At 65.2% G+C, this 21,021-nt stretch carries 19 protein-coding genes; 4 read left to right on the top strand and 15 right to left on the bottom strand.

Annotated features, from left to right (window positions below; genetic code table 11):
- Position 1: 1 nt before the first annotated feature.
- Complete coding sequence (locus tag E0W60_RS15015; RefSeq protein WP_133094097.1) at positions 2-859, bottom strand: class I SAM-dependent methyltransferase; 858 nt, start codon at positions 857-859, stop codon at positions 2-4.
- 264 nt (positions 860-1,123) lie between these two features.
- Between E0W60_RS15015 and E0W60_RS15020 the strand changes: the two genes are divergently transcribed.
- Entirely contained in the window at positions 1,124-2,737 is a 1,614-nt protein-coding gene (locus E0W60_RS15020) for a DUF342 domain-containing protein (RefSeq protein ID WP_135704830.1), read from the top strand.
- A gap of 300 nt (positions 2,738-3,037) precedes the next feature.
- Positions 3,038-3,193 carry a hypothetical protein gene (locus E0W60_RS37025; RefSeq protein WP_167884582.1) on the top strand — a complete coding sequence of 52 codons (156 nt, stop codon included), beginning with the start codon at positions 3,038-3,040 and terminating at the stop codon, positions 3,191-3,193.
- An 85-nt stretch (positions 3,194-3,278) separates the two neighbouring features.
- On the opposite strand, the gene E0W60_RS15025 is transcribed toward E0W60_RS37025, so the two are convergent.
- Positions 3,279-4,391, bottom strand: coding sequence for a CapA family protein (locus E0W60_RS15025; RefSeq protein WP_135704831.1), 1,113 nt, complete (start codon positions 4,389-4,391; stop codon positions 3,279-3,281).
- Between the two features lie 231 nt (positions 4,392-4,622).
- Here E0W60_RS15025 and E0W60_RS15030 point away from each other — a divergent pair, with 231 nt between their 5' ends.
- Positions 4,623-6,011 carry an FAD-binding oxidoreductase gene (locus E0W60_RS15030; RefSeq protein ID WP_133094101.1) on the top strand — a complete coding sequence of 463 codons (1,389 nt, stop codon included), beginning with the start codon at positions 4,623-4,625 and terminating at the stop codon, positions 6,009-6,011.
- A gap of 79 nt (positions 6,012-6,090) precedes the next feature.
- The gene (ppk2, locus tag E0W60_RS15035; protein ID WP_135704832.1) at positions 6,091-7,008 is read left to right on the top strand and encodes a polyphosphate kinase 2; all 918 of its coding nucleotides are present in this window, start codon (positions 6,091-6,093) and stop codon (positions 7,006-7,008) included.
- A 654-nt stretch (positions 7,009-7,662) separates the two neighbouring features.
- On the opposite strand, the gene E0W60_RS15040 is transcribed toward ppk2, so the two are convergent.
- The 13 genes from E0W60_RS15040 to E0W60_RS15100 form a co-directional block, all read right to left on the bottom strand.
- A complete protein-coding gene (locus E0W60_RS15040) occupies positions 7,663-8,655 on the bottom strand; it encodes a Bug family tripartite tricarboxylate transporter substrate binding protein (protein WP_135704833.1) in 993 nt (330 codons plus the stop codon).
- Positions 8,656-8,708: 53 nt separating this feature from the next.
- On the bottom strand, positions 8,709-9,470 hold the full coding sequence (locus E0W60_RS15045; protein WP_135704834.1) for a cupin domain-containing protein: 762 nt from the start codon (positions 9,468-9,470) through the stop codon (positions 8,709-8,711).
- Between the two features lie 38 nt (positions 9,471-9,508).
- Positions 9,509-10,324: a GntR family transcriptional regulator gene (locus tag E0W60_RS15050; protein WP_135704835.1), complete on the bottom strand. Its 816-nt coding sequence runs from the start codon at positions 10,322-10,324 to the stop codon at positions 9,509-9,511.
- Entirely contained in the window at positions 10,321-12,111 is a 1,791-nt protein-coding gene (locus E0W60_RS15055; RefSeq protein ID WP_135704836.1) for an acyclic terpene utilization AtuA family protein, read from the bottom strand. Before E0W60_RS15055 ends, E0W60_RS15050 begins: the two co-directional genes overlap by 4 nt.
- A gap of 10 nt (positions 12,112-12,121) precedes the next feature.
- Entirely contained in the window at positions 12,122-12,889 is a 768-nt protein-coding gene (locus E0W60_RS15060; RefSeq protein WP_135704837.1) for an enoyl-CoA hydratase/isomerase family protein, read from the bottom strand.
- A complete protein-coding gene (locus E0W60_RS15065) occupies positions 12,882-14,135 on the bottom strand; it encodes a CaiB/BaiF CoA transferase family protein (RefSeq protein ID WP_135706227.1) in 1,254 nt (417 codons plus the stop codon). Before E0W60_RS15065 ends, E0W60_RS15060 begins: the two co-directional genes overlap by 8 nt.
- 202 nt (positions 14,136-14,337) lie before the next feature.
- Positions 14,338-15,441 carry an SMP-30/gluconolactonase/LRE family protein gene (locus E0W60_RS15070; RefSeq protein WP_240745935.1) on the bottom strand — a complete coding sequence of 368 codons (1,104 nt, stop codon included), beginning with the start codon at positions 15,439-15,441 and terminating at the stop codon, positions 14,338-14,340.
- Between the two features lie 143 nt (positions 15,442-15,584).
- Positions 15,585-16,133 (bottom strand): 2,4'-dihydroxyacetophenone dioxygenase family protein, encoded by a 549-nt coding sequence (locus tag E0W60_RS15075; protein ID WP_135704838.1) that lies wholly within the window; start codon positions 16,131-16,133, stop codon positions 15,585-15,587.
- Positions 16,134-16,404: 271 nt separating this feature from the next.
- On the bottom strand, positions 16,405-17,220 hold the full coding sequence (locus E0W60_RS15080) for a GntR family transcriptional regulator (protein ID WP_135704839.1): 816 nt from the start codon (positions 17,218-17,220) through the stop codon (positions 16,405-16,407).
- Between the two features lie 140 nt (positions 17,221-17,360).
- Entirely contained in the window at positions 17,361-17,966 is a 606-nt protein-coding gene (locus tag E0W60_RS15085; protein ID WP_135704840.1) for a PqiC family protein, read from the bottom strand.
- Positions 17,963-19,594: an intermembrane transport protein PqiB gene (locus tag E0W60_RS15090; protein ID WP_135706229.1), complete on the bottom strand. Its 1,632-nt coding sequence runs from the start codon at positions 19,592-19,594 to the stop codon at positions 17,963-17,965. Before E0W60_RS15090 ends, E0W60_RS15085 begins: the two co-directional genes overlap by 4 nt.
- Positions 19,578-20,252, bottom strand: a complete 675-nt coding sequence (locus tag E0W60_RS15095; protein ID WP_133094112.1) for a paraquat-inducible protein A — start codon at positions 20,250-20,252, stop codon at positions 19,578-19,580. The genes E0W60_RS15090 and E0W60_RS15095 overlap by 17 nt, the downstream gene beginning before the upstream one ends.
- Positions 20,249-20,896 carry a paraquat-inducible protein A gene (locus tag E0W60_RS15100; RefSeq protein WP_135706230.1) on the bottom strand — a complete coding sequence of 216 codons (648 nt, stop codon included), beginning with the start codon at positions 20,894-20,896 and terminating at the stop codon, positions 20,249-20,251. The genes E0W60_RS15095 and E0W60_RS15100 overlap by 4 nt, the downstream gene beginning before the upstream one ends.
- Between the last annotated feature and the right edge of the window lie 125 nt (positions 20,897-21,021).

A 21,021-nucleotide genomic window follows, 5' to 3' on the forward strand; every position in this document is an offset into this window, starting at 1 on the left:
CTTACGCTGGCTCGGCCGGCTTGTCCGAAACCGGGGCGGTGAAGAAGCGCTCGTTCATCTCTTCCAGTCCCAGCGTTTCCAGCACGTTCTGCAGCCGCTCCGCCGGGCGCCGGCGCGGCAGGTCCTTGTACTGGGCGATGATCAGCTCGTTCTTCATCGAGTGTTCCCAGCCCACCAGCTCGGTCACGCTGACCTGGTAGCCATGCGCCTCCAGCTGCAGGCAGCGCAGCACATTGGTCACCTGGCTGCCGAATTCGCGCGTATGCAGCGGGTGGCGCCAGATCTCGGTCAGCGGATTGCCCGCCAGCAGCTTGCCCTTGTGCTTGCGCAGCACGCTGGCCACTTCGGCCTGGCAACAGGGCACCAGCACGATGTGCTGCGCGCGCTTGGCCAGCGCGAAGCGGATGGCGTCGTCGGTGGCGGTATTGCACGCATGCAGCGCGGTGACCACGTCGACGGTCGGCGGCAACTGTGGCGAGGTGATCGAGTCCGCCACCGACAGGTTCAGGAACGACATCCCGGGAAAGCCCAGCCGCGCTGCCAGCGCCTGCGAGGTCTTCACCAGTTCCTCGCGCGTCTCGATGCCGTAGATATGGGAATCGTCCTTCAAGGCCTTGAAGAACAGGTCGTACAGGATGAAGCCGAGGTACGACTTGCCGGCGCCATGGTCGACCAGCGTGACACGGCCGCGCTCATCCTTGACCTGCTGCAGCAGCGGCTCGATGAACTGGAACAGGTGGTAGACCTGCTTTAGCTTGCGCCGGCTGTCCTGGTTCATCTTGCCGTCGCGCGTCAGGATATGGAGTTCCTTGAGCAGCTCGAGGGACTGGCCGGGGCGGATTTCGTGGGTATTTGACATGGGGACTGCACAGGCTGCGGGACGCGGCGCGTCCCGGAAATGCCGACAGTTTACCGAAAAGTCCGGCGATGCCATCCGCTGATGGCCTGGCCCACCCCTCCTCGGCGGGGGCCGTTGCCCGCTCAAGTTTCGTACTCCCGCTGCCGATGGTCTTGGATCGATAACAAGTGGAGCGCCAGCCGTCCGGGCACGCGCTGTCCGCCAGCGCGGGCAGGCCGCCGTGGCCGAGCGCCATGCAGCTCCGCAACCAACGTCAGGGGACTCATGATGCACGAGTCGGGATTGCGCCTGGAGCTGACCGAGCCAGGTGAGCAGGTGCATGCACGCTACACACCGGAGCCAGGCAGGCTGGCTCCGGATCACGCCAGCCTGAGGCAGTGCCTGGACAGCCACGGCTGGGCCGGCGCGAGGCTGGATGCACGCGCGGTCGCGCAGTTCCTGCAGCAGTGCCAGCGCGCCGAGCATGAGATCGACGCCGCCATCGGTGTGCTGGTCGATGGCGCGTTCGAGCTCGATATCACGGACGACGGCCTGGCCGCGCGGCTCACGCTGATGCCCGCCGAAGGCGGCCGCCCGGTCACGGAGGACGAGATCCGCCGCGCCGTCGCCGAGCGCGGCGTGGTGGCGCCGATCCAGGCGCTGGCGCTCGACGCCGCGCTGGCCGAAGGCCGCAGCGAGCTGCGCACCATCGCCGCCGGCGTGGCGCCGCGCCAGGGCGAGCCGGCACGCTTCGTCAACCTGCTGCAGCCGCGCAAGCCAGTGCAGGCCGATGAGGAAGATTCGCGCGTCGACCTGCGCGACCTCGGCAACCTGCTGCTGGTCAGTCCCGGCATGCCGCTGATGCGCCGCATCCCGGCGGTGCCCGGACATGATGGCGTCGACGTGTTCGGCAAGCCCATTGCCGCCGATCCGATGGACGATCCGCCCTTTGCCGAGGGCCTGACCGGCGCCGCCGCCGATCCCGACGACCCCGACCTGCTGGTTGCCGTGATCGCCGGCGCCCCAGTAGCCGGCGTGCATGGCATCGCCGTCAGCCCGGTGGTGCAGGTGGAGGCGGTCGACCTGCATTCGGGCAACGTCGCATTTGACGGCACGCTGCGGGTGGCGGGCGATATCCGTACCGGCATGTCGGTGCGCGTCAGCGGCGACGTGCTGGTCGAAGGCACCATCGAAGCCGCCGACATCGACGCCGGCGGCAATGTCGTGGTCAAGGGCGGCATCATCGGCAAGTCCGAGACCGGCCATGCCGACGGCGGCATCAGCCGCGCCAGCGTGCGCTGCAAGGGCGCGGTCAAGGCCCGCTTCATCGAGAACGCCGTGGTCGAGGCCGGCACCGAGGTGAACGTCGACAGCGGCATCCGCCAGAGCGATGTTGCCGCGGGCGCGCGCATCGTGGTCGGAGGCCCCGGCGTGCAGGGCAGCATCAGCGGCGGGCGCACGCGCGCCATGCTGGCGGTGCACGCCGCGGTGCTCGGCAGTCCTGCCGGCAGCGCCACCAGCGTGCAGGTGGGACTGAATCCCTATGCCGACGCGCAACGCGCCGCGCTCGAGGCAGACCGCCGGCGGCTGCTGGACGAGCAGAACAAGGTCAGGCAGCTGGTGGCGTTCTTTGCCAGGCATCCGGAGAAGGCCGTCGGCGACCTGCGCGAGAAGGCGCGTGCCACGCTGTTCAAGCTCTCGCGTGACCTGTTCGAGCTGGAAGGCCGCCTGGCCGAACTGGGCCAGCAGATGCAGCCCGCAGCCGGTGCCGTCATCGACGCGGCACGGCGCATCCATGGCGGCGTCACGCTGCAGGTGGGCAGCCGCGTGCTCAAGGTGGTGGAAGACAAGCCCGGTGGCCAGATCCGCCTCGTCGACGACCGTATTGAGGTGACGTGAGCGTGACCTGTGCGTGACCTGTGCCCGCATCAGCGCGCGCGCTTCCCCGCGCCCGAATTTGTACTATCCTGCAGGTATGTCCTGGGGTGCCGCAGGATGGGCGAGAGAGCTAGTCTCGGGCAGTGAATGCAGAAGCGGACCAGCAAACTGTGGAAGCGTTACACGGAACCGACTCACGTGGCACTTGAGATACCGGAAGGCCAGCCAATGCGGCTGGCCTTCCTGCTTTTGCACGTCCCCTGCATCGCGCGCGATCCGACCTACACTGAAGGTGCAACCAGTCTTCTACAGGAGGTTGCTATGACTGCCGCACTGATCACGGCACTGGCGCTGATCGCCCTGGTGGCCTGTGCCGCCTTTGCCATCTGGATCATGCGCGAGAAGAATCCGACGCTGCTGCAGCAGCAGGAGCAGTCGGTACGCACATGGTTCGACCATATGATTCACCGCCACTAGCGCCGCACCGCAGCCTGGCGGTACGTGCCGCAAGAGCCCGCCGTGCCGGCGGGCTTTTTCATGGCGCCGGCCTCATGGTGCGATCTCATGCCGCCGACAGGCGCAGTTCGTGCAGCCCGCTGCGCTCGACCCGCGTGCCGAGCGTGCGTCCTTCATAGGCGAACATCGCCAGCAGCCAGGCGATGTCGACTTCGCCCGCATATTCGAGCCGGAAATGGCTGCGCCGCAGCGGCACCAGCCGCAGGTCTGCGTTGCCTGCCGCATCGAAGCGGACGAATACCATCAGCGCCAGGTCCGGCCGGTAGTCGTCGTAGCCGCCGATGCCCTCGTAGTCGTTGATGAAGTCGCCGCAGCCATAAAGGATGGGCTTGCCGGCATGCAGCTCGATGCCGAGCGGATGGTGCGAGGAATGCCCATGCACGATATCCACGCCGGCCCGCTCCACCAACCCGTGCGCGAAGGCGCGTTGCGCCGGGTCAATGTCGTAGCCCCAGTTGCCACCCCAGTGGATCGATGCCACCACGAGGTCGCCGGCACGCTTGTCCCTGCCAATCCACGCGGCAATGCGGTCGCACGAGGCGGCGGACCAGTCATCCAGCAGGTTCACGCCGGAGTGGCCGGCGGTGGCGCGCCATGCAGCGGGCGTGCCGCAGTTATGCATGGCGAAGGCAAATACCGCGACGCGCCCGCCGCCCGGCCGCGGCAGCCACGCCGGCCGCATCGCGCTGTCCTCATCGGGGCCGGCACCGGCATGCGCGATACGCGCGGCATCGAGCGCCGCCAGCGTATCGGCCAGGCCAGCGCGTCCCCAGTCGAGCACATGGTTGTTGGCCAGTGACACGCAGTCGATGCCTGCCGCCTGCAGGCAATCGACATTGTCCGGATGCATGCGGTAATGCACGGCCTTGCCGGGCCATGCGTCGTCGCTGGTGGTGATCGCCGTCTCCAGGTTGGCAATGCGCGGCCATGCGTCGCGACTGTCGAGTTCGGCAAGCGCATCGCCCCACGGATACGCGGGCGCCACCGGATGAGAGATCGGGCCCGCCTTGCGCTCGGCCAGGCGCACATAGTCGAGCGCCGAATGCACATACGACTCGTGGAGCAGCGGCTGGCTGGGATGCGCCAGGATCTGGTCGATGCCGCGCCCGGTCATCACATCGCCGCACAGGAACAGGGGAGGGTGGCTGGTTGTGTCCATTTGCGCAGCCGGCCGGCGCCCGTTTGCACCGTGCCGGCGTTGCTTCCATGATAGGCGGGCACGGCGCCATGATCGCGTTGCGGCACTTGAGCGGGGCGCGCTGCACGCCGCGTTTACATTCGCCGGGGGCCTGCCTTAAATGGTGAAGTCATCGGTCCTCGTGGCCATCTTCCTGCACCCCGGCAGCCGCGCGTCGTCCGATGTTTCCAAACCCGCATCGGGAGGCTGATCATGGGCCAGTTATCGCAAGAACATATCGAATCACTAAAGGCGCAAATGCGCGGACGGCTGCTGCAGCCCGCCGACGCCGCCTACGATGATGCCCGCCGCATCTGGAACGCAATGATCGACCGCCGGCCGCAACTGATCGTGCAGGCCGCCGGCGTCGCCGACGTGATCGCCGCGGTCAACTTTGCGCGCGAGCACGGTGTGCTGCTGGCAATACGCGGCGGCGGCCACAATATCGGCGGGCTGGCGATCTGCGACGGCGGCATGGTGCTCGACCTGACGGCGATGCGCTCGGTGCGCATTGACCCGCGGGCACAGCGTGCCTGGGTAGAGCCCGGCGCCACGCTGCGCGACTTCGACCATGAGGCGCAGGCCTTCGGGCTGGCCACGCCGCTGGGCATCAACTCGACCACCGGCGTCGCGGGTCTGACCCTTGGCGGCGGCTTCGGCTGGCTCAGCCGCAAGTTCGGCACCACCGTCGACAACCTGGTCTCGGCGCAGGTGGTCACTGCCGACGGCAAGCTGCTGCGCGCCAGCGCCGACGAGCACCCCGACCTGTTCTGGGCACTGCGCGGCGGCGGCGGCAATTTCGGCGTGGTCACAATGTTCGAGTTCCGGCTGCACCCCGTCGGCCCCGAGGTCTATGGCGGCCTGATCATCTACCCCCTCGAGCAGGGTCCCACCGTGCTGCCGGCCTTTCGCGAGCAGTTCAAGTCGATGCCGGATGAATTGACGGTATGGGCGGTGTTGCGCCAGGCCCCACCGCTGCCGTTCCTGCCACCGGAGGCGCATGGCAAGCCGATCGTGGCGCTGGCGATCTGCTATATCGGCCCGCCGGAGCATGGCGCCGCGCTGGTCGAGCCGCTGCGCAAACTGGGCACGCCTTATGGCGAGCATGTCGGACCGATGCCGTTCACGGCATGGCAGCAGGCCTTCGATCCCTTGCTGACGCCGGGAGCGCGCAACTACTGGAAATCGCACAACTTCGCCGGGCTCGACGACGGCCTGATCGCGATGCTGGTCGAGCAGATCGGCAAGCTGCCGTCGCCGCAATGCGAGGTGTTCGTCGGCGCGATGGGCGGCCAGACCAACCGCGTGGCGCCGGACGCCACCGCCTATGCCAACCGCGACGCGCAGTTCATCATGAACCTGCACGGGCGCTGGGACACGCCGGCCGAGGACGACGCGTGCATCGGCTGGGCCCGCGAAGTATTCCGCGCCGCGGCGCCGTTCGCGCTGGGCAGCGTCTACGTCAATTTCCTGACGCAGGAAGAAACCGACCGCATCGGCGCCGCCTACGGTCCCAACTTCGCACGGCTGGTCGAGGTCAAGCGCCGCTACGACCCGGGCAACCTGTTCCGCCACAACCACAACATCAACCCGGCGGCATAGCGCGCGCAGGCGTTCACGCGGCTGCAACACTGGCGTGCCAGCATCGGCGCGACCGCGATGTATCCGACAGGAGGAGCAGATGAGACCGGGCGAGGCAGAGCTGGTACGGCGCATCCACAATGAAGTGGCCGACTACTACGACGAAGAGATCGAACTGGAGCTGGACGACCGCGAAGCCAGCGAAGCCTTCGGCGACCCGGTACATCTGCCCGAAGGGGCCGAGCAGGACAGCCGCCGCCACTATTTCCGCGAGCTGTTCCGCCTGCAGGGCGAGCTGGTCAGGCTGCAGAGCTGGGTCGCGGCCACCGGCCACAAGCTGGTGATCCTGTTCGAAGGGCGTGACGCCGCCGGCAAGGGCGGCGTGATCAAGCGCATCACGCAGCGGCTGAACCCGCGCGTATGCCGCGTGGCCGCGCTGCCCGCGCCCAACGACCGCGAACGCACCCAGTGGTACTTCCAGCGCTACGCGGCGCAACTGCCCGCGGCAGGCGAGATCGTGCTGTTCGACCGCAGCTGGTACAACCGCGCCGGCGTCGAGCGCGTGATGGGGTTCTGCAACGACGAGCAGTACGAAGAATTCTTCCGCTCGGTGCCAGAGTTCGAGAAGATGCTGGTGCGCTCCGGCATCCAGGTCGTCAAGTACTGGTTCTCGATCACGCACGACGAACAGCGCCTGCGCTTCCTCAGCCGTATCCACGATCCGCTCAAGCAATGGAAGCTCAGCCCGATGGACCTGGAATCGCAGCGGCGCTGGGAGGACTACACCAAGGCCAAGGAGATCATGCTCGAGCGCACCCACATCCCCGAGGCGCCGTGGTGGGTGGTGCAGGCCGACGACAAGAAGCGCGCACGGCTGAACTGCATCCACCACCTGCTCAGCCTGGTGCCTTACCAGGACGTGGACGCACCCACGATCGTGCTGCCGGCGCGCGAGCGGCATGAGGACTATGTGCGGCATCCGGTGCCGCAAGAGATGTTCGTGCCGGAAGTGTACTGACGCACCTGGCGTTAGGGTAAGTGCGGAGTGCGGTATCGGCCCCGCAGCGGCAGCGCTCCCTATAATGAAAACGGCCACCTGGCAAACAAGGGTGGCCGTGCATCGTGGACCTGTTTGCTTTTTGGGCGACCATGCTTGTCGCCTACCTCCTGATGAAGCACGCTGGCTGCTTCAGCCAGCCGGTGCTCTATCCCGACTTCGACCATCCGTTCCGGTATTGGTGGGCGCGGCGGTTGGGGCGGTAGCCTGCCTCTCCCCGTTTGCCGGAACGCCATGGCCGACGCGTCTGCGGTGGCATCATGCGCGCCGTGGGCAGACGCCATGCGCTAGATGCCGCGAGGATGGGAGCTTATCGAGACGGAAGAAGATCCGCTTGCGCTGGCCTGGGCCGCGCTTCGGAGATCAGGCAACAAAAAACCCGGAGAGCGTGAGGGCTGTCCGGGTTTGCGTGGGCGATGCCCTGAATTCTTTTTGGTGCCGAAGAGAGGCGATTTCCGTTGTCATACTCCTTAAAAATCAACGAGTTAAATCCTCTTCGTGGCGCCGTCGCGCAATGCCAAGCACGGAAAGTTCACCCAGATCCGACTGATCCGGATGTTCTGACTACCGCCAGGGGGCCGGCCGAGTATTCCCGGCCTCCGACGGCGGCGCAGGTCATTCCGGCTGAATGCCGGCGGCTTTGATTGCCTCAGACCATTTGACGGTCTCGCTGCGCACGAACGCTGCCAGTTCTTCTGGCGTCGATGGGAAGGGTTGGCCTCCTGTCCGGCTGAAGTGTTCGGTAGCCGCCGGGCTCGTCAGCCCATGCCGAATCAGCTGGCTCATGCGCGCGACGACGGGTTTCGGCGTGGTGGCAGGAAAGAAGGCAGCAACCCAGGCCGTCATCTCATACCCTGCCAGGCCGCTTTCCGCCATGGTCGGAACATTGGCGAGCAGGGGATGGCGCCTGGACGTGGTCACGGCGACTGCGCGCAGCTTGCCGTTCTGGATCAGGGGCAGGGCCGGATTGATGTCGGAAATCATAAAGTCGACCTGGTGGCCCATCAAGTCGGTCAGGCCCTGCGGCACGCCCTTGTAGGGCACATGCAGTGCCGGTGCGCCGCTCATCATCTTGTAGAGCTCACTGGCGACCCGGGTGGAGGAACTGCCGCTGGCGAAGGTCAACTTGCCTTGCCGGCTTTTCGCCAGCGTGGTCAGTTCTGAGACCTTCTGCACCGGGCTGTCGGATGGCACCACCAGGACCAATCCGCTTCTTGCGATCAACGACACCGGCGCGTAGTCCTTGATGGGATCATAGGGCAGCTTTTTGAACAGGGACGCATTGGCCGCGTGGGTGGTATTTGTCGTGATGAGCATCGTGTAGCCATCGCCGGGCGCAGTCGCGACCGCCGTTGCCGCGATGAAGCCGTTGGCACCGGGGCGGTTTTCCACGACGACGGACTGTCCGGTCTGGTCAGTGATAATCCGCGCGATGTAGCGCGCGATGTTGTCCGTGCCACTGCCTGCAGGGAACGGCACCACGACACGGATCGGCTTGTCCGGATACTCGTTGAGGCCCGCTGCCCACACCCATTGCGGGGCCGCGGAAGCAGCGGCCAGTCCGGACAGCAGGGCGAGCATGCGCCGCCGGGGAAATCGCTGGATCATCTTGTCTCCTCCCGCATCTCGGGATCTGATGGATTGACTTGGCCGAGCTTGCGTCAAGACAGCGGATCGTGTGCGCGAATGACAATCAGCTCACACGTCCCGTCCGCCGATTCGAGGCTGAGTTCCGCACCGTCGGGAACGTAGACCCACTCCCCGGTCCCGGCTGCGAAGCGCTCCTCTTCAATGTGCCCGTGGAGCGTGCCGCCACGCACGAAGAGCACCTGCTCGGTCTCGCCAAGCCTGTGCGGCTCGGCGCCGCCATCGGGATCAAGTTCGACCATATAGATGTCGAGAAAGCGGGAATTGACGGTCTCGCGTGTGATGACCGGCCTGACGAGCGCGCCACGGTAGTGCGGCAGCGCGATCGGCTCGGTGCTGGCAGGAACGTCGCGGACATCGGCAGCACCGGTCTGAAGGCGTGGGTCGTCCGGGCCGGCCGCGGTCACTGCAGCGTTCGGGTTTTCGCTGTACGGCGGCGCGTAGACCACCATCACCTGTACCGGTTCGTCGCTGATGACCTCGAAGCGATGGAAGACGCCGGCGGCGTTGAAGCTCCAGTCACCCGCGCGCAAGATGCGCTGCTTTCCCGGTAGTTCGCCAAGACCCTCGCCGGCGAGCAGGAACGACGCCTGCTCAAGATTCGGGTGTGCATGCGGCAACGCGCCGTGGCCCCGCGAAATCGTGCCCAGCAGGACCTCGAGCCGGCGCGCGCCGACAGTCTCCTTGCCGATGATGCGCTGGTTCGCCGTTCCCGTATGGTTGGCCGGTGCGTACGCGGGCACGTCAGCGGCCCGCCGTACATAGGATGATGTCATTCGGATGTCTCCTCGCTTGAAGGTGAAATCTGTCGCGCTCAGCGACGGCTGTCGGGGATGGCGAGCGCGGGGTAGTGCTCGGTCAGCTTGGCGGGCATTTCCACGTCCAGGATGAACCGGTCGCCGCGATACCAGAACTCCCCTGCCAGCAGTACATTGCCGTCGACGTCCAGCGTCGACCGGACGATCCTGGCAATAGGCGCCCCGAAGCCATAGGCGAGGTCGCGCGCCAGGATGTAGTCGGCCGGCTCCACTGTCATGGTCTGCTGCATCATGCCAAGGCGGTCACCTTCGACCTGGCGCAGCAGGTGACCGAGCTTGTGGTGTCTTTCGCCACCGCGGGGAAAGCGGGCAAAGACTGACGAGGCCACATACATCTCGATCAGGCAGAATGGCGTGCCGCCATGCAAATGCAGTTTGCGGACCATGACATAACTGTCCAGCGGCGTGCCGCGGCGGGCCAGCCCCGGCCGCAGCGCCACGCCCTCGCGCAGTTCGAGGATGCGGATTTCCAGTTCGCTGCCATGGGCCGATTCGTCATTGATGGCGGAGCGCAGGCCTTCTCCGGGTGCTGGCGGCTGCTTCATGACGTGGGTGCCACGACCGCGCTGGCTGCTGATTAGCCCCTCTTCCGTCAGCGCGGCAAAGGCCTGGCGCACGGTGACCTTGGCGATCCCGTAGCTTTGGGCGAGGCTGTCCACGGTTGGTAGCTGCATGCCCACCGGGTACTCGCCTGACACGATCTTGTGCCGGATGACGCTGGCGAGTTGTCGATATCGCGTCACGCCGCCGGTGCCGTCGTCGGCGAGGATGACGCTCTCGTTGGCCGCAGCGCTGGTCGCATTACTGGTCATGACAACAACTCCCGCGGCACGCGCACGGGCATGGTAAGCAGAATCTGCGCCATTCCCTTGCCGAGCGGATCATTGCGCAGCGACGCCATGCCACCGCCATCCAGTGCCGACTCGCAGACAAAGTTCATGGCGTCGAAGCCAGGCAGGTCGTAGCAGGTCACCGGCCCTTTCACAAGGTACCCAAGCCACTCCGCCACGCGCGCCACCGTCACTTCCGCCCGCAGCACGGGCAGGTACGCCGGCCGGCGGGCGATCAGTCCGATGTTCGAGGTATCCCCCTTGTCGCCGCTACGGCCATAGGCAAGCCGGATCAGCGGAACTTCGACGGTGTCGCTTTCTGCCGGGCCCGTGGCCGGCGCTTCCGCGAGTGAAGACGCCACGGGGGCGACGGGTACCGCCTGACCGCCCGAAGGAACAGTGACGCCGCTGCGTACGCCGTCTATCACCACCGCCGGGATCAAGGTGCCCTTGTCGAGCAGGAATGCATACTGGCGGATCGATGGCGAGGGACTGGAACGCCCGCCAGCCGAGCCCGTCGTGCCCGGCGCCCAACTGGTCCCCGCCGCGGCAATTTCCCGCGCGAACAATTCCAGCGCCGCCTTCTCGGGATGCATAACCGCCAGCCGCATCACCGCCTCGCGGGTGTGACGGACGGCAGCATGTGGCCCAAAGCAGGACTCCGCTCCCAGCACCTCAACGTGGGTGCGGCTGTAGTCTCCCCACCCGTTCTCCCCGAACAGCTTGCGCGTGCGGGCAAGGATCGCCTGCGCCGTGCGTTCCGCCTTGGCCACCGCGTCGATGCCGACGATGGAAAGCTGGGCATTGCAGCGAAAGCCATCGATATAGGTGGCACAGACCTTGTAGGCATTGCCTGGGGCCCGCCCGCGCGCGCCGCTGACTTCCACCAGGTCGGCTGCGGCCTGCCGAAGGGTTACCTGCGTGAAATCGCAGGTGACGTCTGGCAGCAGATAGGTGGCCGGGTCGCCGATCTCGTACAACACCTGCTCGCCGACCGTGGCGGTATTGACCAGTCCCCCCGTGGCGGGGGGCTTGCCGACCAGGAAGGTGCCGTCGGCACGGCACTCGACCGCCGGATAGCCGATGTCGTGCCAGTCCGGGACGCTTTCCCAGTCGGTATGCAAGCCGCCCGTGGCCTGGCACCCGCACTCGATGATGTGGCCGGCCAGACTGCCTTGCGCCAGGCGGTCATAGTCGTCGGCTTGCCAACCGAACTCGTGCATCAGCACGCCGAGCGTCACGGCACTGTCCACGCAGCGCCCGGTGATGACGATCTGGGCGCCCTGGTCCAGCGCCTGTTTGATCGGCAAGGCCCCCAGGTACGCGTTGGCGCTGACCACCTTCTCCGGAAGGGGGCGGCCTTTCTGCATGTCCTGCACACCGGCTTCGCGCAGCTGTGGAAGCAGGGGCATCACGTCATCGCCTTCCACCACGGCGATGCGCACTGTCAGGCCCTGTTCCGCGGCCAGCGCGGCAATGGCCTGCGCACACCCGTGCGGGTTCATGCCGCCGGCATTGCTGACCACGCGAATCCCGCGCTCGGCAATCTCTCCGAGCAGCGCCTTCATTGTCACCGTCACGAAATCGGTGGCGTAACCCAGTTCCGGCTTGCGCAATCGGGCGGCGGCGAGAATCGACATGGTCAGTTCGGCCAGGTAGTCGAACACCAGGTAATCGATATCGCCGTGGCGCACAAGCTGTGGCGCGCCAACGCTGCTGTCGCCCCAGAAGCCGGAAGCCCCGCCAATGCGTACCGTTTTCACGTCCATTCCCATCTCCCTATCTGCCAGTCCACAAGGGCTCGCGCTTCTCGCGGAATGCCAGCTGGCCTTCGCGCGCGTCCTCGGTCAGTGCAAAGAGCCCGATCTGGCTTTCCGTGAACGCCATGGACTGCTCGAACGACATGTTTTCCATATGCTTGAGCGTGTACAGCCCCCGACGAATGGCGGCGGGCGAATTGTTCAGCAGGCGGGCCAGCAGCAAGTCCAGCCTGGCGTCGAGAGCGTCGCTGACATCGTTGACGAGTCCTGCGGCCAGCGCTTCCCTCGCGGACAGCGGCTCGCCGCACAGGCACAATTCGGTGAGCGTGCGGCGTGGCACCAGGTGCTGCAGCACGCTCAAGACCTGTGCCGGGAACAAGCCCAGCTTGACCTCCGGCAGGCCGAAGCGGGCGCTTTCGCTGGCGATCGCCAGATCGCACATCGCCATCAGCCCCATGCCGCCCGCCATGCAGGCGCCGTTGACCCGGGCGATCAGCGGTACCGTCGACTGCCTGGCGCAGCGGAAGAGGTCCGCCATCCCCAGGTAGGGCTCGGCGTAATCGAAGGCAAAGGATCTGCCGGTCTGCAGATCGGCGCCGGCGCAGAACGCCTGCTCGCCCGCTCCGGTAATGACCACAGCGCGGATGTCGGCATCACGATCGGCGCGCAGGATGCCGTCGCGCAGTCCCTGCACTACGCCCGGCGTGATGGCATTGCGGCGCTCCGGGCGGTTGATGGTCAGGTAGAGCACTGCGCCCCGGACCTCGCTCAGCAATTCTTCACTCATGGCTGGTTTCTCCTTTGGCGTGGCGCGCTTTCGGCCAGTCCCCCAAGATGCCGGACGCGTGCAGCGCATCGATGGCGGCGTCGTCGTAGCCGGCCTCACGCAGTACCTCGCGGCTGTGCTCACCCAGGCCGGGTGCATGGCGGCGGCTGGCCGGTGGGGTGCCATGCCATTCGCTGGGCACCGCCATCTCCCGGATACGCCCGACGGCCGGGTGGTCCGATTCGCTGAAGAAGCCGATGTCCTGCAAATGCGGATCGTCCAGCAGCGACTCGAACGTGTGCATCGGAAAGACCGGAACATCGGCCTCCTTGAGCAGGGTGCGCCATTCCTCGGTGCTGCGCCTGGCCATTTCGTCGCTGACCATGGCATACAGGTCGGTGATGTGGGCGGTGCGGGTGTTGATGTTGGCGAAGCGCGGATCGGTGTCGTACAACTCCGGCTTGCCAATGACTAGGAGGAAGGCCCGCCAGTGATGATCGTGATAGATCAGGCAGCAGACATGTCCGTCCTTCGTCTTGTATGGCCGCCGCTCGGGCGAGAGCAGTCGCGGATAGCCGAAGCCGCCCTTCGGCGGCACGAAGGTCTCGCCATACAGGTGGTCTCCCATCACATAGGGAACCATCGTCTCGAACATGGGCACGTCAACGCGCTGGCCCTTGCCGGTGCTCATGCGCGAATACAGAGCGGCGCAGATCACACCGAAAGCATAGAGCCCCACCGAGCGATCCGCGATGGTGATGGGCAGATACCGGGGACTGTCGCCGCTGCCCAGCGAAACGGCCAGCGGCAGGCCGGTTGCGGCCTGGATCAGGTCATCGAAGGCAGCCTGGGGCGCGTAGCGTCCCCGCTGCGAAAAGCCGAACATGCCGACATAGACCAGGCGCGGATTGATGGCCGACAGCGTTTCATAGTCCAGCCCCAGCCGCTGCATCGCCTGCGGGCGCACGTTGTAGGCCAGCACGTCGGCATCCCGTACCAGGCAAAGCAGGGCCTCACGCCCTGCGGGCGCTTTCAGGTCAAGCACGATGCTGCGCTTGTTGCGGTTCAGACCCAGGAATAGCGGGCCCATCTTCTCATCGCCGCAGGGACCGATGCCGCGCGTACTGTCTCCGCCCGGAGGCTCGACCTTGATCACGTCGGCGCCCAGGTCAGCTAGCATCTGGGTGGCAGAAGGCCCCATGAATACTGACGTGATGTCGACGACTTTCACGCCGGCCAGCGGCCCCGTTGTCTCCTCTTTCTTCATATCCTTTTCATCCCGTTGGGGCAATGTATGACGGCTGGCCGGAAGGCCGCCGTTCCGTGCCGATCGGCCGCGACCTCGGGCTTGCAACAACGCATCGTTCATCGGTCGGGCTCCGGCTGGATTAACTCAGTTGAATTCGTCCACCATCATCGGCTGCAAGCTTTCATCGACCGGTGTCGTGCGGTCAGCGACCAGGATCTGGTTAGCGTGGACCGCGGTCGAGCGCAAGACGTTCCGGTATCGGCTTCTTGATTCTCGAGATGGTGTGGGTCTTCACCTGGCGCGCCCACGGCCCATCGATGGTGCGCAGATTCTTGCCCACAAGATGCGCCAGGCCAAGCTCGTCACTGAGCTGCGAAATGGCCGTCTCGACATCGAGTGAGAGGTTGGTGACCAGAATGTCGTCGCCATGGAAGACGAGGCTGTTCGACCAGAGGAAGCCGATCGGCGCCCCGTTGCGATCGATGCCGCCGAAATCGCCGAGCTTGGCAATGACCCGGCCTTGCGTCGGCTCGAGCACGAGAATCTCGTTGGACTGGTTGCACGCGATCCAGAGGTTGTCGTGCTCGTCGATGATCAGGCCGTCGGGTCCGCCGCCGATCCGGTTGACGAAGACTTCAGGGGTGCCGGGCTCGAGCGTCGGGCCGCTCACCGGTATCCTGACAACGATGTCGTTCGCCGTATTGGCAACGAACAATGCCGTCTTCTTGTTGTTGAACGCCAGGCCATTGGCGCCGATGGTCGGTGGTATCCGCGTGGGCTTCAGCAGCGCGCTGGTGACCCAGGCCGTCCCTTCGCCGCCATCGGGTCCGACCTTCCAGATGATGCCCTGGTGGGCGTCGGTCACGTAGACGTTTCCGGCGGGGTCGAACGTCAACCCGTCGAGGCCGGGGTTCTTGCCGGTGACCGTCATGAACACGGACGAGGCACCCGTCCTGGGGTCGACGCTCAGGACCTTCGCGCCCTTGTAGTCGACGACGAGCAACTGGCCCGTCCGGGGATGGAAGCCGAGGTCAAGCAACAATCTGCTCGAGCCCTTGATGGTGACAGTGCGCAGGTGCTTGCCCCGCGGATCGAACACAAGTAGCGTGCCCTCGCTCGTCCTGGGCTTGTTCGCCGCCACCGTGACGACGTAGACATTGCCCTCGCGGTCCACGGTGATCCCCTCGGGATGCGCCTCACCAGCGGGCAACTTGGCGAAGGTTTCGACCTTGCCGCGTTCCCACGCTCTTGTGGCTAGCGGCGTCGCCAGCAAAGCGAGCAACAACAGCATCGGCAGTATCGACATCCTCTCGGCTTTGATCATTCTCATCTTGCACTCTCTCAATCTCGCGGATTGATGGATCGTCACTGATTGATCTGATCGGTGTCGTACACGCTGGCCTGTAAGGAGCAGAGGAACGGCACCGCGCAGGCCGGCGAGCGGCCTGCCTTGGTGTCAGTCGCTTCTTATCCCTCGATAACGTCGGTGCCATTGCCGCGGACGTAGGGCACCGGTCCGATGCCGCGCGCCGCCGCGAGAGCCTGGATCGCGCACTGGATCGAGAGTGCGTCATTGAGCGAGTGGAACGTGCCGTCCTCGTTGAAGCTCACTTGCGCGCCTTCGATCCAGGCGATGGTGATGGTGTCCTCGGTGTTGTCTTCGGGGGTGTAGAAGGTGTGCACCGAGCCGCCGGGTTCGTACAGATAGGAGCCGGCCGTCTGCGGCTGGTCAGGGTACTCGCGATACTTCCAGCAGCCCTGGATCGTCCACACCTGCGCCGTTCCGGTGTGGTAGTGAATCGGAAGGGAACAGCCGGGTTCCACGATGGCCATGATGACCCACTCACCACGCTCCGGGTCCATGCGCAGCGGCCTGATGTGGATGCCCGGAAAGACATCCTTGATCAGCGGGATCTGCTCGATATTGACGGTCAGGAGCTTGTCCTGCGGCAAGGCGGGCAGCGGCAGCTTGGCGCCGGTGGACGTCGTGGGCTGTGTAAGTACTCTTGCAGTCATGAGTTGTCTCCGTTTGTTAGAGGATGTGAATCCTTGAGAAGGAAGTCGCCCTTTGACGACACGGAAGAGGGACGCCGCTTCGGCGGGAAACTCAGTACGGCGGCAACGCGCCGGAGGAATAGAAGCGCCCAGTGCAACGGCGAAGCCTGGCTAACGGGCTTGCATGTCAAGTTGATACTTCTAAAGTTCTAATGTTGGAATGTTAGTGGCTGAGGAAGGATTTTTCTGCCCCTTGTTTACCCTAGGGGCTGAACGACCAGGATTTTTAGCCTTACTTGCGCTCGCCAGCGGCCCTGCGAGGTTCGGTAATGGCAGGCACCGCCTTCAATGCGGACGCCGGGATGTCAATTTCGGAGACGTAGCGGTCACCCCGATACCATGTGACGCCGGCGTAGAGTACGTTGCCTTTGTTATCAAGAAGACGTCGCGACATCTTCGCGACGGGTGTGGCGAACGGGATTTTCAGCATGTCGCACAGGGGAAAATCCGCCGGCATTACGGTCAACCGTTGTCGCACACGTTTGCCCCGCGAGCCCAGTTCATCGAGCAGCGCGGCGAGAAGCTTTTTGTTCCTGGCGGTGTCCTTGGGCAATGCGTCGAAGACCAGGGTCAACACGTAGATCTCCGCGTAGCAGAACGGCTCGCCGGAATAGGTGTGTAGCTTGCGGACACAGACGTACTCGCCGTCCGACCGGTCGCCCGGGCCGAGCAGTTCCTGCGGCACCTTGGTGCGGCGCCGGACTTCAAGTACTTCGAAGGCGAGCGCTTCCGGCGCTGCGAACGGATCGTTGATCGCCAGTTCGAGGTCGCCGGTGGCGGCGGGCAGGGCAGCCACGTGGGTCCCGATGCCTCGCTGGCTACGAATCAGGCCTTCCTTGGAAAGCAGCTCATACGCCTGCCGGACGGTAACGACGGCCACGCCCAGGTCGGCGGCGAGCTGCGTGATCGGCGGCAGCAGCATGCCGAGCGGATACTCGCCCTTTGCGATCCGGTGCCTCAGCAACGAGGCCAGCCGCTGATATTGCGCAACGCCCCGTTCAGCCGACAGGTCCGGCCACTCATTCCCCGTAGTTCGATCGTCCGTCATTCCAGTTGCCTGACACTCAGAACCTTGGAGTATGCCCCAGAAAAACGGGTGGCCCCTTAGCTGGCAGGCGTCCACCGTCGGTCGGCCGGAACCGGCTGCGTCGAGATGTGGCGCGGTGGCGCCGGGTACGAACGTCACGTCTAGCGGTTTAGCGATTGCACGCCAATTGCTATATCGGCCGCGGTTGTCGCGAGGATCTCCCGATATGCTTTCACCACGCCCTCCACCTGCCCGGGCGCGGGCACCTCCGTTTCGGTGCGGCCGCTCAGGACCTTGCCGTCCGGCAGCCGCCGCACGGTCCAGGCGATGGTCGCCGCTGCCCGCTTGCCCACGTCGGCGTCGAGGGCTACCACATCGGTCGTCACACGGAATGCCGGCTGCGTCGCCGACAGGCCGCGCTGGTAGACATCCAACGCATCGAGGCTCGCCTGCAGCTGCTGCGACAGCGCATCGCGCAGTTCGTTGGGTAATGGCGACGTCCAGCGAGAGGTGTCGGAAAGCTTGAGGCCCCCATTGCCGTCACGCACCACCAGCTGAATACGGTTCAGGCGCTCCGGCACGCGCACCGGCGTGACTTCGATCCATAATGGGTCGCCGCTACGGCCGGCTCGCGAGGTACCGGCCGGCGCGGCGTCGGAGGGACTGGCCGCCAGCGTGTAGTAGCGCGCCTCGGGCGACGCGCAGCCGTTTATCAGGGTCGTGGCCGCGGCGGCCAGCGTAAGGAGCATCGTTAGACGTTTCATCATTTCTCTTCCCTCTTGCCTTGCAGGAGCGCTTCGGGATGCCGCTCGAGATAATCGGTGAGCATGCGCAGCGAGACGGCTGTTTGCGTGAGTTCCTGCATCATCCTGCGCGTATCCTGTTGCAGTGATGCGTCGGGCGCCAGCGCGCCATTGGCCGTATCGAGCGTGCGGCGCATATCCTGCAGGGCAGCGACCACCTGCGGAGCCACATCGCCGTTGACCTGTGCCACGAGCTTGTCCGCCTTGACGAGCATCTTGTTCATCGACACCATCGCCGTGCGCGCGTCCTGTCCGATCTGGTCGAACGGCACCTTGCCGATCTTGGTGACGATGTCGCCAAGCTTGGCCTGCAACTCGTCGAAGGTGCCCGGTGTGGTGGGGAGCTCAGGCACCGACGCGTTCAGGTCCAGGTTAACCGGCGAGGACGCTTTCGGAAAGAAATCGAGTGCCACATACATCTGGCCGGTCAGCAGATTGCCGGTGCGCATCTGCGCACGCATGCCGCGCTGTACCATGCTATGCACAATGGCGCGCTTGCGCGCGTCGTCAGCCACGTCCTTCTCGCGCAGACCCATGCGAGACGGATAGAGCTCCACGACCACGGGCATGCGGAAGGCCTTCTTGTCACGCTGGTATTCGATACCGATCGAGCGCACCTGCCCGACGGTCACGCCGCGGAAATCGACCGGCGCACCGGGCGACAGGCCGCGCACGGACTGATCGAAGTTGAGCACTGCCAGCGCGGGAGCGAGCTCGTCCGGTTCCTTCATGGCTTCGGACTGGTCCGCCGCCAGCAGGTACTCGGTGTTCTCGGCGGCCGGGGCATGCGCGGTGGAGTGGTCCGGGGCCTGGAAGGCCACCCCGCCAAGCATCACGGTGGCCAGCGACTGCGTGGACAACTTCAGGCCGTTCGCGTCGAGCTTGAGGTCGACACCGCTGGCGTGCCAGAAGCGTGTGTCGGCGGAAACGAGCTTGTCATAGGGCTTGTTGACGAATACGCGCAGCGATATATCGCGGCCATTCGGTTCGAGCTGGTACGCGACCACGTGGCCGACCCGCACGCGACGATAGTAGACCGGTGAGCCGATGTCGAGCGAGCCCAGGTCCTGCGCACGCAGCACGAACTGCCTGCCGGTAGCGTCGGTGGTGATGACCGGCGGATTTTCGAGCCCGGTGAAGCTGTGCTTCGTCTCGGCCGACTTGCCGGCATCCACGCCGATATATGCGCCCGATAGCAGCGTCTCCAGTCCTGACACGCCGCTCACGGCAAAGCGGGGCCGTACCACCCAGAACCGTGTGTCGGCCACGGCGAAGTTCCTGGCGTCCTTGGTGAGAGCAATCGTCGCGATCACATGCGAACGGTCCGCTGCCAGACGTGCTGTCTTGACCAGTCCGATATCGACGTCCTTGTAGCGCACGGCGGTCTTGCCTGGCGTCAGGCCCTCCGCGGTGCGGAATGTGACGGTGATCTCGGGCCCGCGTGACGCAAGCGTGCTGACCAGCAGCGAGAGTCCGACCACCGCGGCAACGATCGGGACTACCCAGACGAGGGAAGGTAGCCAGCGCGCGCGGGGCTTGCGTCCTGGCGGTGGAATACCGTTTGGGGGAGGATGGTTAGTGTGTTCGGGCATTTTCGGAGTGCTGAAATTCGGTGGAGGAAGGAGAGGTCTCGAGCGCATCCCACAGCAGACGGGGATCAAAGCTCAGTGACGCGAGCATGGTCAGTACGACAACCGAGGCAAAGGCCAGGGCTCCGGCACCGGGCGCAATGGTGGCCAGCGCCCCGGCGCGCACCAGCGATGCCAGCAGTGCCACCACGAAGATGTCGAGCATGGACCACCGGCCGATGACTTCGACCAGGGTGTAGAGGCTGCTCTGCTCGCGGAGGCGCCAGGTCGATCCGCGGCGCACCGATAGCAGCAACAAGGTGAGGATCATCATCTTCAGCAACGGGACGACGATGCTGGCGATCAGCACCACGATTGCCAGCATGTATGAGCCGGACAACCACAGATAGATCACGCCGGACATGATGGTGTCGCGCTGCGTGCCGAAAATTGACTGCGTCACCATGATCGGCAACAGATTGGCCGGGATATACAGCAGGTAGGCAGCCAGCAGGAAGGCCCAGGCGCGCGCCAGGCTGGCCGGCTTGCGATGATGCAGTACGGTGCCGCAGCGCGGACACGGTTCCGCCTCGAGCGTCATCGGACTGAGCCGGTCGCACGTGTGGCACGACAGCAGTCCGCGCGAGGTGGCGGTGGGGAGGGGCGACAGAGGCTCGGTCATGGCGCGGTATCCCGCGAGCGGGCCGGTACGTCATCTGCATCGTGCACATCGAGGTGGTGCCAGAGTTCACGCGGGTCGAACGACAGGATGACGGCCAGTACAACCACCAGGGCGCCGAACGACCAGAGCGCGACACCAGGCATCACTTGCGCTATGGTCGACAGCTTCACCAGCGTAACCAGCACGCCGATCATGAAGACTTCGATCATGCCCCACGGCCGCGTCCGGCAAATGCCGCGCAAGATGCGCTCGAACCCGGGTGGCGTGCGGTTCTGCGCCATCGACACGAGCAGGTAGCACATCATCAGCAGCTCGGCGAGCGGAAACAGGATGGTCGTGGCGAACACGAGCATCGCCACCGGCGCCATATCGTCCGCGTAGAGTGCCTGTACCGCGCTCCATAGCGTGGTCTCCATGCGCGAGCCCTTGAGGTCCATGGCGACAATCGGGTACGCGTTCGAAACCAGAAGCAGGATCAAGGCAGTCACCACGAGCGGCAGCAAGCGGCGATAGGCTCGCGAACTGTCGCGATACAGTGCGCCGCCGCAGCGCAGGCACGTGGCACGTTCGTCCTGTTTCAGCGCCGCTCGTGTATGGAGTGCGTCGCAATGTTCGCATGCCACCAGCTTGTCCGGATCCTGCATGGCCACTGGCAGCGACGCGTGGTTCTGATGCACTGATGTCCTCGGGAAAATGATTGGGCCTCGTTGCGTGAGGCAAGTAGCGCGTGTGCGCATCGGGATCTTTGATGAGTTCCGTATTCTTCCAC

Source organism: Cupriavidus oxalaticus (assembly GCF_004768545.1).
Taxonomy (GTDB): Bacteria; Pseudomonadota; Gammaproteobacteria; order Burkholderiales; family Burkholderiaceae; genus Cupriavidus; species Cupriavidus oxalaticus_A.